Origin of the sequence: Luteimonas aestuarii (genome assembly GCF_004357985.1) — a bacterium.
Taxonomy (GTDB): domain Bacteria; phylum Pseudomonadota; class Gammaproteobacteria; order Xanthomonadales; family Xanthomonadaceae; genus Luteimonas; species Luteimonas aestuarii.
Window position 1 is genome coordinate 99,573 of sequence record NZ_SMTF01000008.1, and the last position, 15,794, is coordinate 115,366.

Here is a 15,794-nt window from a genome sequence, read left to right on the forward strand (position 1 = left end):
CGCCCGATGAGCTACCGCGAGGGGCGCTTCTGGCAGCCGGACGTGACCGTGGCGACCGTGGTGGTCCGGGAGGGCCGGGTGCTGTGCGTGGAAGAGCGCGCGCATGGCCGGGAGGTGCTGAACCAGCCTGCCGGTCATCTCGAGCCTGACGAGAGCCTGGTCGAAGCCGCGATGCGTGAAACGCTGGAGGAAACCGGCTGGCATGTCACGCTGACCGGTTTCGTCGGCACCTACCAGTGGCGTGCGCCGGAGACCGGGCGGCACTACCTGCGCTTTGCATTTGCCGCCGAGCCGGTCCGGCACGATCCGGATCGAGCGCTCGACGAAGGCATCCTCCGCGCCGTCTGGATGACCCCCGGCGAATTGATGGATGCGCGCGACCGCCACCGCAGTCCGCTGGTCTGGCAGGCCGTATCCGACTACCTTGCCGGCAGCCGCCATCCGCTTTCGTTGCTGAACCAGGTCGCGTGAGGACGCCACGCACCATCGTCGGCATGTCGGGAGGCGTCGATTCTTCGGTCGCTGCCCTGCTGCTGCGCGATGCGGGAGAGTCGATCGCCGGCCTGTTCATGCAGAACTGGGCGGATGACGGCGATGGCGAATGCCGTGCCGAGGACGATCGCCGCGATGCGGTGGCGGTCTCGGGGCGGTTGGGCATCCCGATCCACTTCCGCGATTTCTCCTCGGAGTACTGGAGCGGCGTGTTCGAACACTTCATCGCCGAGTACGCAGCCGGGCGTACGCCCAACCCGGACGTGTTGTGCAATCGGGAGGTAAAGTTCAAGCATTTCCTCGATGCCGCGCGTGGACTGGGGGCCGAGCGCATCGCCACCGGCCACTACGCGCGTGTCGCATTCGACGGGAAGCGCCATCGCCTGCTGCGTGCGCGGGATGCCGGAAAGGACCAGAGCTACTTCCTGCACCAGTTGGCCCAGCGACAGCTGGCGGCGACCACGTTCCCGCTGGGCGAGCTGCAGAAGGCCGACGTGCGCGGCATGGCGCGCGCCGCTGCATTGCCGACGGCCGCGAAGAAGGACTCCACCGGCATCTGTTTCATCGGCAAGCGCGATTTCCGCACGTTCCTGTCCCGCTACCTGCCCGCCCGCAGCGGCGAAATGCGCACGCCGGACGGCCGTCGCATCGGCGAACACCCCGGCGTGTTCTACTTCACCCTGGGCCAGCGCGAGGGCCTGAACATCGGCGGCGTGCGCGGTTTCGACGCCGCACCGTGGTACGTGGTCGGCAAGGACGTGGCGCGGAACGTGCTGGTCGTCGACCAGGGCAGTGACAGCCCGTACCTGCAGTCGCACGCGCTGTGGACCGAGTCCGCGCACTGGATCGATGGCGCCCCGCCCGCCCGCCACTTCGCCTGCACCGCCCAGACCCGTTATCGACAATCCGAGGAACCCTGCGACGTGATCGTGCAAGACAATGGAACCCTCGCCGTCCGCTTCGGACGCGCGCAACGCGCCGTGACCCCCGGCCAGTCGCTGGTGCTGTACGACGGCGACGTGTGCCTGGGCGGCGCGGTGATCGCCGCGACCGATGCCCCGCTCGAGACGCGCCAGCGCGAGGACGCGGCATGATGGAGCAACGCATCCTGGCCCTGGCCGGCGTGGTCCAGGCGCTGAAGCAGGTCCGCCGCGTCGCCGAGACCGGACAGGCCGATGCCGCGGTGCTGGCGACGGCGATGGACAGCGTGTTCCGGATCGATGCGGAATCGCCTGTCGATGTGTATGGCAGCGCCCGCGAACTCCGCCCTGGCCTGCTGCTGCTACGCGACTACTTCTCGCGACAGGGCGATGATGAGCAGCTGCCGAAGCTGGCGCTTTCGGTGCTGCAGCTCGAACGTCGCTTCGTCTCCTCCGGCGACACCGCGCAGGAAGTGCTGGACGGCATCCTCGCCACCAAACCACTGGCCGAACGCGTTGGCAGTGCACATCCCGAGGTCTATGCCGCGCTCGGCGGGCTGTATGCGGACACCGTCAGCCATCTGCGACCGAAAGTCATGGTGCAGGGCAACCCGCATTACCTCGGGCAGGCGGACATCGTCGCCGAAATCCGGGCGGTACTGCTGGCAGCACTGCGCTCGGCGGTGCTGTGGCGGCAGCTGGGCGGCAGCCTGTGGGATTTCGGCCTGCGCCGTCGGGCGATGCTGGAGGCGATCGAGTACTGGCTCTGATCGCTGCCGCGTCCTGCGCTACTTCGCGGCCTGCGGCGTGGCACGCAATGGCGGCGCCGACAGCAGTCCCTTCCTGCGGAACACGTATTCCACCGGCAGGGTCAGCAGCGGCGGGATCGCCGCCAGCACCGCGACCAGAAGCGCCCACAGGGGCCAGCGCAAGCGGGCGCCGGCCACCACGGCCACCGCCACGTACAGCAGGAAGGCAGCGCCATGCAGTCGTCCGAACAACCACACGCCGACATCCGTGGTGCCGCTGACGTACTTGAGGTACATGCCCAGCAGCAGTCCTGCCCAGGTCGCCGCCTCCAGGAAGGCGACGACTGCAAATACCCGCCCGGCGGGCGACAGGGGGGTGACGGAGGTCATGCCGTTGCCCGCCCGGGAATGCGAACAGGCATGGCATGCAGGGGCACTCCGTGGAGGGTGCAGGGTCGCCCGCGACGCGACGGGAGGCTGATCACGCTGCGACCTTGCCCGCCGTCTCCCGGTACTCCTCGATCTGGTCGAAGTTCATGTAGCGGTAGATCTCGGCGCCCTGGTCGTTGATCACGCCGATGTCGGCCATGTATTCATCCCTGGTCGGGATGCGGCCCAGGCGTGAGCAGATGGCGGCCAGCTCCGCCGAGCCGAGGAACACGTTTGAGTTGCGGCCGAGGCGGTTGGGGAAGTTGCGCGTCGACGTCGAGAACACGGTGGCGCCTTCGCGCACCTGCGCCTGGTTGCCCATGCACAGCGAGCAGCCGGGCATCTCCATGCGCGCACCGGCGGTGCCGAAGGTGCCGTACACGCCTTCCTTGGTGAGCTCGGACGCATCCATCTTGGTCGGCGGCGCCACCCACAGGCGCGTGGGAATGTCGCGCTTGCCTTCCAGCAGCTTGGCGGCGGCACGGAAGTGGCCGATGTTGGTCATGCACGAACCGATGAACACTTCGTCGATCACGGTGCCGGCGACGTCCGAGAGCGTCTTCACGTCATCCGGATCGTTCGGGCAGGCCAGCAGCGGCTCGTGCACGTCGGCCAGGTCGATCTCGATGACGGCGGCGTACTCGGCGTCGGCATCGGGTTCCAGCAACTGCGGATCGGCCAGCCACGCTTCCATCTTCGCGATTCGACGCGCCAGCGAGCGCGGGTCGGCGTAGCCTTCCGCGATCATCCACTTCAGCAGCGTGATGTTGCTGGTCAGGTATTCGATGATCGGCTCCTTGTTGAGCCGTACGGTGCAGCCGGCCGCCGAACGCTCGGCCGAGGCATCGGACAGTTCGAACGCCTGCTCCACCTTCAGGTCCGGCAGGCCTTCGATCTCGAGGATGCGGCCGGAGAAGATGTTCTTCTTGCCCTGCTTGGCGACGGTCAGCAGGCCGTTCCGGATGGCGTAGTACGGGATGGCGTTGACCAGGTCGCGGAGCGTCACGCCCGGCTGCATGTCACCCTTGAAGCGCACCAGCACCGATTCGGGCATGTCCAGCGGCATCACGCCGGTGGCGGCGGCGAACGCAACCAGGCCGGAACCGGCCGGGAACGAGATGCCCACCGGGAAACGGGTGTGCGAATCGCCGCCGGTGCCGACGGTGTCGGGCAGCAACATGCGGTTGAGCCAGCTGTGGATCACGCCGTCGCCCGGACGCAGCGAGATGCCACCGCGGGTCGAGATGAACTCGGGCAGCGTGTGATGCGTCTTCACGTCCACCGGCTTCGGGTAGGCAGCGGTGTGGCAGAACGACTGCATCACGAGGTCGGCGCTGAAGCCGAGGCACGCCAGGTCCTTCAGTTCGTCGCGGGTCATCGGCCCCGTGGTGTCCTGCGAACCCACCGAGGTCATCGTCGGTTCGCAGTAGGTGCCCGGGCGCACGCCCTGCCCTTCGGGCAGGCCGCAGGCGCGGCCCACCATCTTCTGCGCCAGCGAGAACCCCTTGCCGCTGTCGGCGGGCTGTTGCGGCTGGCGGAACAGTTCGGTCGGCGGCAGCTTCAGTGCCTCGCGCGCCTTGGCGGTCAGGCCGCGGCCGATGATCAGCGGGATGCGGCCACCGGCGCGCACTTCGTCGAACAGCACCTCGGACTTGACCTGGAACTCGGCGATCACAGTGCCGTCCTTCAGCGCCTTGCCGTCGTAGGGGCGCAGTTCGACCACGTCGCCGTGGTTCATTTGCGACACATCGAGTTCGATCGGCAGCGCGCCGGCGTCTTCCATCGTGTTGTAGAAGATCGGGGCGATCTTGCTGCCCAGGCAGACGCCGCCGAAGCGCTTGTTGGGGATGTACGGGATGTTCTGGCCGGTGAACCACAGCACGCTGTTGGTCGCCGACTTGCGCGAGGAACCGGTGCCGACCACGTCGCCGACATAGGCCACCAGATGACCCTTGTCCTTGAGCGCGAGGATCTCGGCGACCGGCCCCCGCTTGCCGTCTTCCTCCGGCACGAACGGCGCATCGGGGCGCTTGTTCTTCAGCATCGCCAGCGCATGCAACGGGATGTCCGGGCGCGTGGTGGCGTCGGGCGCCGGCGACAGGTCGTCGGTATTGGTTTCGCCCGGGACCTTGAACACGGTGATGGTCAGCGACTCCGGCACTTCGGGCTTGCTGGTGAACCATTCGGCGTCGGCCCAGCTCTGCAGCACCGCCTTGGCGTTGGCGTTGCCGGCCTCGGCCTTCTCCTGCACGTCGTGGAAGGCATCGAACACCAGCAGCGTGTGCTTCAGTCCTTCGGCGGCGGTGGCGCCGAGTTCGGCGTTGTCCAGCAGTTCGACCAGCGGGTGGATGTTGTAGCCGCCCAGCATGGTGCCCAGCAGTTCGGTGGCGCGCCTGGCGCTGATCAGCGGCGTCGTTTCCGTGCCGAACGCAATGGCGGCCAGGTAGGACGCCTTGACCTTGGCCGCGTCGTCCACGCCTGCCGGGACGCGATTCGTCAGCAGATCGACGAGGAAGTCTTCCTCGCCCGCAGGCGGCGCCTTGACCAGCTCGACCAGTTCGGCGGTCTGCTGCGCGCTGAGCGGCAGCGGCGGGATGCCGAGGGCGGCGCGTTCGGCGGCGTGTTGGCGGTAGGCGTCCAGCATGGTGTGTCTCCGGAAAAGTGGGGAAAACGGTTCAGGCCTTGGGCTGGATCAGCTTCAGGCCCTTGAAGTAATCGCGATGGAAGGTGGTGTCGAAGGTGACCAGGCCGTCGCACTGCAACAGCGCATGCGCACCGACCAGGAAGTCCGCGAGGGGCCGCGCATCGCCGCCGCGCTGGCGCTGGCGACGCAGCATTTCGCCCGCGCGCAATGCCGACTTGGATTCGACTGCGCTGAAGTGCACGCCCATCTCTTCCAGCGCCGCCAAGGCGTCGGCGCCGTTGCGCAGCGCCGCACTGACCTGCGCCAGCGCCGCATCGCTGACCACCACCCGGCCGCTGCCCAGGCACTGGCGCAGGCTGGCCTCGACCGCGTCGGCACGGTCGCCATCGGTCAACAGCTCCACCAGCACCGGGGCATCGACGGCAATCATTCGGCGGAGTCGCCCCGGCTGCCCGCATCGAGCGCGAACTTGCCGCGCACGCGGGAGATGGCGTCGTCCACGCTCTTGCGCAGCACGATGCGGCTGCCGTCCAGCTCAACCTTCAGCACGCTGCCCTTGGTCAGGCCCAGTGCATCGCGCACGGCCTTGGGCAGGGTGATCTGGCCACGTTCGGCGACGGTGGCTTCCACGGGCGGCCTCCACGGGCATCAGGTATGCACGAATTATACATACTTCGAATGCCATACTCACGCCTGCGCATACCGGCAAGGCGCAACCGTCCCGTTGCCTGCCCGACGTAGACTGGGACGTCCCGCTGCCAGCCCACGATCACCAGGAGCCCGCCGCCATGGCCGATACCTTCCACACCCGCAGCCAGCTCGATGTCGACGGCAAGTCCTACCGCTACGCCAGCCTGCCGAAGCTGGGCGAGCGCTTCGACATCGGCCACCTGCCCTATTCGATGAAGATCCTGCTGGAGAACCTGCTGCGCCACGAAGATGGCGTGGCGGTGCTGCCGCGGCACATCGAGGCGGTGGCGAAGTGGGATGCGAAGGCCGAACCGGACACCGAGATCGCGTTCATGCCGGCGCGCGTGGTGCTGCAGGATTTCACCGGCGTGCCCTGCGTGGTGGACCTGGCGGCGATGCGCGACGCGGTGGTCAAGCTGGGCGGCCGCCCGGAGCAAATCAATCCTCTGATTCCCTCCGAACTGGTGATCGACCACTCGGTGCAGGTGGACGTGTTCGGACGCGCCGACGCGCTGGACCTCAATGGCCGCATCGAGTTCGAGCGCAACCGCGAGCGCTACGGCTTCCTGCGATGGGGCCAGAAGGCGTTCGAGAACTTCAAGGTGGTGCCGCCGAACACCGGCATCGTCCACCAGGTGAACCTGGAGCACCTGGCGCGCGTGGTCATGGCTGGTGATCACGATGGCGAGGCCTGGGCGTACCCGGACACCGTGTTCGGCACCGACTCGCACACCACCATGATCAACGGCATCGGCGTGCTGGGCTGGGGCGTGGGCGGCATCGAGGCCGAGGCGGCGATGCTGGGACAGCCTTCGTCGATGCTGATCCCGCAGGTGGTCGGCTTCAAGCTGACCGGCAAATTGCCCGAGGGCAGCACCGCCACCGACCTCGTGTTGACCGTCACCCAGATGCTGCGCAAGCACGGCGTGGTCGGCAAGTTCGTCGAGTTCTTCGGCGACGGCCTGCGGCACCTGCCACTGGCCGACCGCGCCACCGTCGGCAACATGGCGCCGGAGTACGGCGCGACCTGCGGCATCTTCCCGATCGACGCCGAGTCGCTGACCTACCTGCGCCTGTCCGGCCGCGACGAGGCGCAGATCGCGCTGGTCGAGGCCTACGCCAAGGCGCAGGGCCTATGGCACGAACCCGGTGCCGCCGAAGCCAGCTACAGCAGCGTGCTGACGCTGGACATGGGCGACGTGCGACCTTCCCTGGCCGGTCCGCGCCGTCCGCAGGACCGTGTGCTGCTGGAGGACGTGAAGGAGAACTTCCGCGACAACCTGGACCCGCTGATCGCCCATCGCGGCCCCGCCGCCGAACATGTGCCGGCCGTGGCCGATTACAAGGAAGAAGGCGGCGATCAACCGCAGGCCAAGCGCCTGGCTGCGAAACCCGTCTCCAACATCACGCTCGATGACGTGCAGCACCAGCTGTGCGATGGCTCGGTGGTGATCGCGGCCATCACCTCCTGTACCAACACCTCGAATCCGGCGGTGATGCTGGGCGCCGGCCTGCTGGCGCGCAACGCGGTGGCCAAGGGACTGAAGGCGGCGCCCTGGGTGAAGACCTCGCTGGGGCCGGGCTCGCTGGTGGTGACCGACTACCTGCAGAAGGCCGGTGTACTGGATGACCTGGAGAAGCTGGGCTTCTTCGTGGTCGGCTACGGCTGCACCACGTGCATCGGCAACTCCGGCCCGCTGCCGGAAGCGGTATCCAAGGGCATCGCCGAAAACGACCTCGCGGTGGCGTCGGTGCTTTCCGGCAACCGCAACTTCGAGGGCCGTATCCATCCCGAGGTAAAGATGAACTACCTCGCGTCGCCGCCGCTGGTGGTGGCCTATGCCATCGCCGGCACGGTCGACATCGACCTGACCAACGAGCCGCTGGGCACCGGCAGCGACGGCAACCCGGTCTACCTGAAGGACATCTGGCCAAGCAACAAGGAGATCGGCGACTTCATCGCCCGCACCATCGGCCCGGAGATGTTCCACAAGAACTACGCCGACGTGTTCAAGGGCGGTACCCGCTGGAACAACATCGAATCGCCCGACGGCGAGCTCTACGCCTGGGACGACGCCTCCACGTACATCAAGAACCCGCCCTACTTCGATGGCATGACGATGGATGTCGGCAGCATCGACGACATCCGCGGCGCACGCGTGATGGGGATCTTCGGCGACTCCATCACCACCGACCACATCTCGCCCGCCGGCAGCATCAAGAAGGATTCGCCCGCGGGGCGTTTCCTGCAGTCGCGAGGCGTGCAGCCGGCCGACTTCAACAGCTATGGCAGCCGTCGTGGCAACGACGACGTGATGGTGCGCGGTACCTTCGCCAACATCCGCATCAAGAACCTGTTCTTCGACGGCGAGGAAGGCGGCAATACCCTGTACTTCGGTGCGCCCGGCTCGAACGAGGCAAAGCCCGAGAAGATGTCGATCTACGACGCCGCCATGAAGTACAAGGCCGATGGCGTGTCGACGGTCGTGTTCGCCGGCAAGGAATACGGTACGGGCTCGTCGCGCGACTGGGCGGCGAAGGGCACCAACCTGCTCGGCATCAAGGCCGTGATTGCCGAAAGCTTCGAGCGTATCCACCGCGCCAACCTGGTGGGCATGGGCGTGCTGCCGCTCCAGTTCCGGGACGGCGAGAACGCGAAGTCGCACGGACTCGACGGCACGGAAACCGTCGACATCACCGGACTTGACGATGGCAAGGCCAAGGCCGCGAAGGTCGTGGCAACGCGCACGGATGGCAGCCGCGTAGAATTCAGCGCCAACGTATTGTTGCTGACGCCGAAAGAAGTGGAGTACTTCCGCCACGGTGGTCTCCTTCACTACGTGCTCCGACAGTTGGCCGCGAAAGAAACATCCTGACGCTGGTTCGGGCGTAAGGCCGGCCCGCTGCAGCGCAGCGGGCGTTCGGTACCACTGCGCGGCAATGCCGCGCGAGCAGCGGTACCTCACCCGCCACGGTGGTCTCCTTCACTACGTGCTCCGACAGTTGGCCGCGAAAGAAACATCCTGACGCTGGCTCGGGCGGAAGGCCGGCCCGCTGCAGCGCAGCGGGCGATCGGCAGCGCCAAGGGGCCAACATCGCCCAGTCTCGGAGCAGGAGTTCGATGCGGTGACATCTTGCCGCGCTCCAATTCAGAGGCGCGGCGTCCATTTGGCGTGGTACAGCACCCACTCGCCACTGTCCTCGCGCCACGCCGTTTCTACATCGTATGCCTGCACGCGTTGCGGCAGCAGACCCTCGTCCCCGCCGGTGGTCAACGCATGGAACCTCACCGTCGCGTTGGCAGGCGGCTGCAGCTGCACGTCCATCGGTCCGAAGGTAACGCCGATGCTGCGGTAGCGCGACATGAGCATCGAGGCGAGCGCCCTCGCCTGCCTCCCATCAAGACCATCGTTGCCCACGAAATCGTCCGCAAGCAAATGCTGCATTGCGGCAACTTCACGTGACTCGATCGCGGCATGCAGCTCTGCCGCGCGTTCGCGCAACCGCTCCTCGGGATCGGACCGCGCACATGCGGTGCCTGCCAACAACAGCAGGACGGCAAGCCCTGTTTTCCATCCTGCGCAGTACAGCATTGCGTGTGCTCCGGTGCGGGTGATCGCCAACGCCTGGCGTGGATTGGCGCGCCTTGCCAGCCTTGGGGGGCTATGCTCCAATCCATACCAGACGGTATCGCGCAAAAGAATACCGGCAACCATTCGTACTGGGAGGCAATGGATGACGATCGAACGGCCCTGGCTGGCGCACTACCCTGCAGGCGTGCCCGCCGAGATCGACGTGGACGAATTCCCGTCCATTCCTTCGGTCCTCGAAGGTGCGATCAGGAACTTCCGTGATCGCCCGGCTTTCAGCAACCTCGGCAAGACGCTCACCTACGCGGAGATCGACGAGCTCAGCAAGCAGTTCGCTGCTTACCTGCTGGGTGAGTTGAAGCTGAAGAAAGGTGATCGCGTCGCGATCATGATGCCCAACTGCCTGCAGTACCCGATCGCGACGTTCGGCGTGTTGCGTGCAGGCCTGACGGTGGTCAATACCAACCCGATGTACACGGCGCGGGAGCTCAGGCACCAGTTGGTCGATTCCGGCACCAGCGCGATCCTCGTGCTCGACAATTTCGCCAAGACGGTGCAGGACGTCGTGGCCGACACCCAGGTACGCCAGGTGATCACCACCGGCCTGGGCGACATGGTCGGGTTCCCGAAGGGAGCCATCGTCAACTTCGTGCTCAAGCACGTGAAGAAGATGGTGCCCGATCACGACATCCCGGGCGCGGTGCGATTCCGTGACACCCTGGCCCTCGGCCGCAAGCATGCGTTGCCGGACGTGAGCATCACGCCCGAGGACATTGCATTCCTGCAGTACACCGGGGGTACCACCGGCGTCGCCAAGGGTGCGATGCTGACCCATCGCAACCTCGTCGCCAACATGCAGCAGGCCTCGGCATGGCTGGGCAGCAACGTCAAGGTGGGCGAGGAAGTGATCGTCACGGCTTTGCCGCTGTACCACATCTTCGCGTTGACGGCGAACGGCCTGGTGTTCATGAAGTACGGTGCGAAGAACCTGCTCATCACCAATCCGCGCGACATGCCCGCATTCGTCAAGGAGCTGAAGAGCAACCGTTTTACTGCGATCACCGGCGTCAACACGCTGTTCAATGGCCTGTTGAACACCCCCGGTTTCGATGAGATCGATTTCTCGCCCCTGCACATGACCCTCGGCGGCGGCATGGCCGTGCAGCGTGCAGTGGCGGAGCGCTGGAAGCAGGCCACCGGCGTCACCCTGGTGGAGGCCTACGGCCTGACCGAAACGTCCCCCGCCGCATGCATCAACCCGATGAACCTGGCCGAATACAACGGTTCCATCGGCCTGCCCGTTCCCTCCACCGAAGCGTGCATCAAGGACGAGGAAGGCAATGCCTTGCCCGTCGGTGAGGTCGGTGAACTCTGCATCAGGGGCCCCCAGGTGATGAAGGGCTACTGGCAGCGGCCGGAGGAAACGGCAGCGGCCATCGATGCCGACGGCTGGCTGCATACCGGCGACATGGCGAAGATGGACGAACAGGGGTTCTTCTATATCGTCGACCGGAAGAAGGACATGATCCTCGTGTCGGGCTTCAACGTGTACCCGAACGAGGTCGAGGACGTGGTGGCGATGATGCCCGGCGTGCTGGAAGTAGCGGCCGTGGGCGTGCCGGACGAACGCTCCGGTGAGGCGGTCAAGCTGGTCATCGTGAAGAAGGACCCGGCCCTGACCGCCGAGCAGGTCAAGGCCCATGCCAGGGAGAACCTGACCGGCTACAAACAGCCCAAAATCGTCGAATTCCGTGACGAACTTCCCAAAACGAACGTCGGAAAGATCCTGCGGCGTGAGCTTAGGGACGCTTCCTAGGCGTTCGAGGCCGCGTCAACGCGGCGTCAACAAGGTCAATTTCTGCCAAATCGCGGCAGAAAGTGCTTGCATCCATCACGGGACGGGTGCATAGATTCCCCTGTCGGGCGACTCATCGTCACAGTTGGCATGCGATCCGCGCCGCGTCCGATGCGGATTTGCATGCAATCAGGGGATCCCCATGACCAAGATCGAGCCGCTGCACCGCGACGTTCCTTCCTCCATCATCCGCGTGGAGCGCGATGCGTCCAACGACACCCATTGGTGCTTCATGCATGCGCAGCATGCCTTTGCGGATCCCGAGTACCGCGCCTGCTTCTCCCCACGAATGCTCCGCGAACTGCGCGTATTCGCACGCCAGACGATCGAGAGCATCGAAGAGGCAAGCGCAGCATCGCAGAACCACATCGCGCACATCGTGCTCGGTTCCGACACCCACGTGTTCAACCTCGGTGGCGACCTTGCCCTGTTCTCGCAGCTGATCCGCGCGCGCGACCGGGACGGGTTGATGCGCTATGCGCGCGAGTGCGTGGACAGCATCCACCTGCTCCACAGCCGGCTGCACCCGAATGCCCACACCATCGGATTGGTCGAAGGCGACGCACTCGGTGGCGGCTTCGAACTTGCGCTGGCGTGCCAGACCATCGTCGCCGAGGAAGGCGTGCAGATGGGGTTCCCGGAGGTGCTGTTCGGGTTGTTCCCGGGCATGGGTGCCTATTCGCTGCTGGCACCACGCGTCGGGGCCAAGGTCGCTGAACAGATGATGCTCAATGGCGTGATGTACAGCAGTGAGGAACTGCACCGCATGGGCGTCGTCGACGTACTCGTACCCAAGGGCGAGGGCGTCCGCGCCGTGCATGAGCTTGTCCGACAGAACCGTCGTATCGCGACTGCACGCCTGGCCTTGCACCGCGTCCGCGATGCTGTCAATCCGGTGACGCTTGACGAACTGGTCCGGATCACCGAGATCTGGGTGGATACCGCCCTGCAACTGACGGACAAGCAATTGCGCACCATGGAGCGACTGGTGCGTGCCCAGCTCAAGCGGCCGGGTAACGACGATACTGCTCCGGACGACAGTGACGCAGCGAAAAGCGCTGCGTTCTGACTGGCATTGATGACGCCACCGGCGATCGACGCCGGTGGTGGTCAGTGTGGCCCGCCGTGACCGGCGACATCGTCGGCAGGAAGGATATCGCCTTGTTCCCGCAGTACGGTGATGGCCTGTTCGAGCTGTTGCCTGAGCATGTTGGCGATCCCGCGCCACTCGCGGATGAGCTGGTCGGTTGGCAGCTTCATGCCGGTCGACGCGCTTTCGCTCAGCCGTAGCGCCCCCATGTTGCCGGCCGCGCCCTTGAGCGCATGGCAGGCGTCACGGAAGGCATCCCACTGCCCTTCACCAGCGGAAACGTCAAGGTCGGCCACGCATTTGCGTGCATCCCGCGCGCATTCGCCCAGGAACCGCTTCACGAACTCTTCGCCCAGGCCCATCTCTCGCAGCTCGTCAACGATGTGCTTCGAGACGACCTCTTGCGGGACAGGCGCCGCGGCCGCCGGCTCGCTGGCTGCAGGCATGGCGACGCCGTCCGCGATATCGGCAAGCTTGCCCAGCAATCGATTCACTGCAATGGGCTTGGTGAGGAAAGCATACGCACCAGCGCGTTCGCACTCTGCCTGGGCTTCCCCCGTCGCGTCCGCCGTCAGCACGATGAACGGCGTGCGCTTGCGTCCGGCTTCCATGAACCGGGCCTGCTTGATGACTTCAATGCCACTGATGCCGGGCATGTGCAGGTCGACGATGGCGGCATCGAACTGTTGCCGCTCGATCGCATCCAGAACTTCCTCGCCGTCGCTGACGATGTGCGCCCGATGACCGGCCTTTTCCAGCAGGCGCCGCATCACCATCAGGTTGGCCGGCTGGTCGTCCGCCACGAGCACGCGTAGCGGACGCACCCGCGCGCGGTGACGTACGAAGGGGTCGGAGAAGGCGATGACGTTGTCGCCCGCAGCCTCCTGCGCGGGCTGGATCTCGGCGAGTGCCAGCGGCACGTCCAGCCAGAAGTGGGTGCCCTGCCCATTGTTGGATTCGACGGCGATCGTGCCGCCGAGCATCTCGGTCAGCGCCTTGGCGATCGTGGTGCCCAGGCCAGTGCCGCCGAAGCGCCTGCCGCGCCCGGAGTCGACCTGCTCGAAGGCATCGAAGATCCGGCCCATCGCCTCTTCCGGGATACCGATGCCGGAATCGCGCACGGAGAATCGGAGTTGCACCGCATCCTTGCCGGCATCAAGCAGCGACACGTCCAGCGACACTTTGCCCTGGTCCGTGAACTTGATGGCGTTCGACAGCAGGTTCACCATGATCTGGCGCAGGTGGTTGCTGTCGCTGTGCAGCATGTTCGGCACGTCGCCGGCCACGTTGAGTTCGAACGACAGCCCCTTCGCCTGCGCCGACGGCAGAAGCATGACGTGGATGCTCTTGAGCAACTCACGCAGGGAGAAGTCGGCATCGATTCGCTTGAAGCGCCCAGCCTCGATCGAGGAGATATCCAGTACGTCGTCGACCAATATCTGCAGCGCCTTGGCCGAGGTCTGGATGACCTGCGCGCTGTCCTTCTGCTCGCCGTTGAGCGGCGTCGCCATCAACAGTTCGGACATGCCGACGATGCCGTTGAGCGGCGTGCGGAACTCATGGCTCATGTTCGCGAGGAAACGGCTCTTTGCCTCGCTGGCCGCCTTGGCTGCCTCGGTAGCCTGGATCAGCGCCCTCAACAGCGAAGTCAGGTACAGGGGGACGGCAACCAGGCCGACAAGCAAGCCGATCCCCAGCGAGATGTTGGCGTGCCAGTAAGGCGTGGTGGCGAGCACCGTGCCGAAGGTCACCGCGGCGAAACCGATCGCGAGGAACAGGTAGCGGGGGCCATAGCGCAAGCCATTGCCGATGGTCACCCAGAGGATGATCACGTACATGGGCGCGAGCAGTTCGCCAAGCAGGAACATGCCCGTTCCCATCAGGCTGTAATCGGCCACCATGCCCAGCACGCGTCGCGGGTGCGAGATGCCCGGGCGTGCGAACAGCCACCCGAGGATTGCGCCTGCCACGATGAACTCGACCGCTAGGAACCGGTATGAGGTGGTCAACGCCGTCTCCACGCCCGGCCGACCGGAGACCACGAAGTAAAGGTACGCCACCACCACGACCAGCATCACGATGCGTACGGTCGCCTGCCCGTGCTCGCTGTCCGGGCGGCTACCCATCCGCTGGCGCACGGCGTCGACGAGGGTGGCGCTCACTGCACCGTTCCCTGGGCGGGTTGCGCCGACTGGATCTGGGTCGCGTAGCGCAGGCAAAGCGCTTCGACCTTGCCGCGCGCGCGCATCAGCGCCTCCGCACAGCGTGGATCGAACAGCTTGCCGCTCTGGTCGCGAATGTAGTCAAACGCTGCATCCATGCTCCAGGCCGGCTTGTACGGACGACGCGAGATCAGCGCATCGAACACATCGGCCACGGCAACGATGCGCGCCTCGAGCGGGATCGCATCGCCGACCAACCCTTCCGGGTAGCCGCTGCCGTCGTAGCGCTCCTGGTGGTACAACGCAATCGTCGCGCTCATCTGGATGAAACGGTTCTGGCTACCGGTCAGCAATTCGTGGCCGATGCGCGGGTGCGTGCGCATTACCTCGATCTCCTCGGGCGACAAGGGGCCGGGTTTCTGCAGCAAAGCATCCGGAATCGCGATCTTGCCGATGTCGTGGAGCGGCGCGGCCAATTCGATCATCCGCACCTCGTCCTCGAACAACCCCATCTCCTCGGCGATGATCCCGGCCACGCCGGCAAGCCGCGCGAGGTTGGCGCTCGTGCCGGAATCACGGTACTCGATGGCGCGCGCGAGACGGTTCAGGGTTTCGCGCTCGCGCTCTTCCACCTCGTGCATGCTCGACAGCAGGCGCTGTTCCAGCGACAGCGCGCGCTGCTTGATCGATTCGGACTGCTGGCGCAGTTGCAGCAGGTTGCGGCAGCGGGCGCGCAGCTCGCGCGGACGCACCGGCTTGACCAGGAAGTCGATCACGCCGGCATCCAGCGCAGCCTGGCGGATCGGTTCGTCGCCGACCACGGTGACCAGCACGATCGGCACGTCGCGGTGCAGCAGCGGGCGACGGAACCGGCGGGCGAACTCCAGCCCGTCGATCACCGGCATCCGGTAGTCCAGCAGCAGCAGGTCCGGGCGGTTTTCCTCGCACCAGCGCAGTGCCGCCTGGGGGTCGCCGAAGTCGAGCACTTCCAGCTCGGGACTGATGTCCTCGAGGATGTGCCGCAACATGGTGCGGGCGGAGGTCTGGTCGTCGACGATGACGATATTCATCTGGTTCCCATGCCGCGGGGGCGGCTTCCCCAAATCCGTCCGGCAAGGATGGCCGCCGGACAGGGTGGATGCAAGCAAGAGGCGTGCCGCGCTGTTCAGGCCC

General features: G+C 65.9%; 13 protein-coding genes. 6 read left to right on the top strand and 7 right to left on the bottom strand.

What is annotated here, in order from left to right:
• The first annotated feature begins 6 nt into the window (after positions 1–6).
• Genes E2F46_RS10765 through hflD form a run of 3 tightly spaced genes read left to right on the top strand, consistent with a single transcriptional unit; the run spans position 7 to position 2,182 of the window.
• Positions 7–471, top strand: a complete 465-nt coding sequence (locus tag E2F46_RS10765; protein WP_133322083.1) for an NUDIX hydrolase — start codon at positions 7–9, stop codon at positions 469–471.
• Entirely contained in the window at positions 468–1,586 is a 1,119-nt protein-coding gene (mnmA, locus tag E2F46_RS10770) for a tRNA 2-thiouridine(34) synthase MnmA (RefSeq protein WP_133322084.1), read from the top strand. Before E2F46_RS10765 ends, mnmA begins: the two co-directional genes overlap by 4 nt.
• Positions 1,586–2,182 (top strand): high frequency lysogenization protein HflD, encoded by a 597-nt coding sequence (gene hflD, locus E2F46_RS10775; RefSeq protein WP_133322085.1) that lies wholly within the window; start codon positions 1,586–1,588, stop codon positions 2,180–2,182. The genes mnmA and hflD overlap by 1 nt, the downstream gene beginning before the upstream one ends.
• An 18-nt stretch (positions 2,183–2,200) precedes the next feature.
• Here hflD and E2F46_RS10780 read toward each other — a convergent pair whose 3' ends face one another.
• The 4 genes from E2F46_RS10780 to E2F46_RS10795 form a co-directional block, all read right to left on the bottom strand.
• The gene (locus E2F46_RS10780) at positions 2,201–2,551 is read right to left on the bottom strand and encodes a DUF3817 domain-containing protein (protein ID WP_207949565.1); all 351 of its coding nucleotides are present in this window, start codon (positions 2,549–2,551) and stop codon (positions 2,201–2,203) included.
• Positions 2,552–2,642: 91 nt separating this feature from the next.
• The gene (gene acnB / locus E2F46_RS10785) at positions 2,643–5,234 is read right to left on the bottom strand and encodes a bifunctional aconitate hydratase 2/2-methylisocitrate dehydratase (protein WP_133322086.1); all 2,592 of its coding nucleotides are present in this window, start codon (positions 5,232–5,234) and stop codon (positions 2,643–2,645) included.
• A 31-nt stretch (positions 5,235–5,265) separates the two neighbouring features.
• Positions 5,266–5,664 carry a type II toxin-antitoxin system VapC family toxin gene (locus E2F46_RS10790; RefSeq protein WP_133322087.1) on the bottom strand — a complete coding sequence of 133 codons (399 nt, stop codon included), beginning with the start codon at positions 5,662–5,664 and terminating at the stop codon, positions 5,266–5,268.
• Positions 5,661–5,864, bottom strand: coding sequence for an AbrB/MazE/SpoVT family DNA-binding domain-containing protein (locus E2F46_RS10795; protein WP_133322088.1), 204 nt, complete (start codon positions 5,862–5,864; stop codon positions 5,661–5,663). The genes E2F46_RS10790 and E2F46_RS10795 overlap by 4 nt, the downstream gene beginning before the upstream one ends.
• A 158-nt stretch (positions 5,865–6,022) precedes the next feature.
• Here E2F46_RS10795 and acnA point away from each other — a divergent pair, with 158 nt between their 5' ends.
• Positions 6,023–8,800, top strand: a complete 2,778-nt coding sequence (acnA, locus tag E2F46_RS10800; RefSeq protein ID WP_133322089.1) for an aconitate hydratase AcnA — start codon at positions 6,023–6,025, stop codon at positions 8,798–8,800.
• Between the two features lie 273 nt (positions 8,801–9,073).
• Here acnA and E2F46_RS10805 read toward each other — a convergent pair whose 3' ends face one another.
• Positions 9,074–9,547 carry a nuclear transport factor 2 family protein gene (locus E2F46_RS10805; RefSeq protein WP_243720393.1) on the bottom strand — a complete coding sequence of 158 codons (474 nt, stop codon included), beginning with the start codon at positions 9,545–9,547 and terminating at the stop codon, positions 9,074–9,076.
• A 112-nt stretch (positions 9,548–9,659) separates the two neighbouring features.
• Here E2F46_RS10805 and E2F46_RS10810 point away from each other — a divergent pair, with 112 nt between their 5' ends.
• On the top strand, positions 9,660–11,330 hold the full coding sequence (locus E2F46_RS10810) for a long-chain fatty acid--CoA ligase (protein ID WP_133322090.1): 1,671 nt from the start codon (positions 9,660–9,662) through the stop codon (positions 11,328–11,330).
• 181 nt (positions 11,331–11,511) lie between these two features.
• Positions 11,512–12,438, top strand: a complete 927-nt coding sequence (locus E2F46_RS10815; protein ID WP_133322091.1) for a crotonase/enoyl-CoA hydratase family protein — start codon at positions 11,512–11,514, stop codon at positions 12,436–12,438.
• A 41-nt stretch (positions 12,439–12,479) separates the two neighbouring features.
• Here the strand turns inward: E2F46_RS10815 and E2F46_RS10820 are convergent, their stop codons facing one another.
• Both E2F46_RS10820 and E2F46_RS10825 read right to left on the bottom strand, forming a co-directional pair.
• Positions 12,480–14,621, bottom strand: coding sequence for an ATP-binding protein (locus E2F46_RS10820; protein WP_133322092.1), 2,142 nt, complete (start codon positions 14,619–14,621; stop codon positions 12,480–12,482).
• Positions 14,618–15,691 carry a response regulator gene (locus E2F46_RS10825; RefSeq protein WP_133322093.1) on the bottom strand — a complete coding sequence of 358 codons (1,074 nt, stop codon included), beginning with the start codon at positions 15,689–15,691 and terminating at the stop codon, positions 14,618–14,620. The genes E2F46_RS10820 and E2F46_RS10825 overlap by 4 nt, the downstream gene beginning before the upstream one ends.
• Positions 15,692–15,794: the final 103 nt, after the last annotated feature.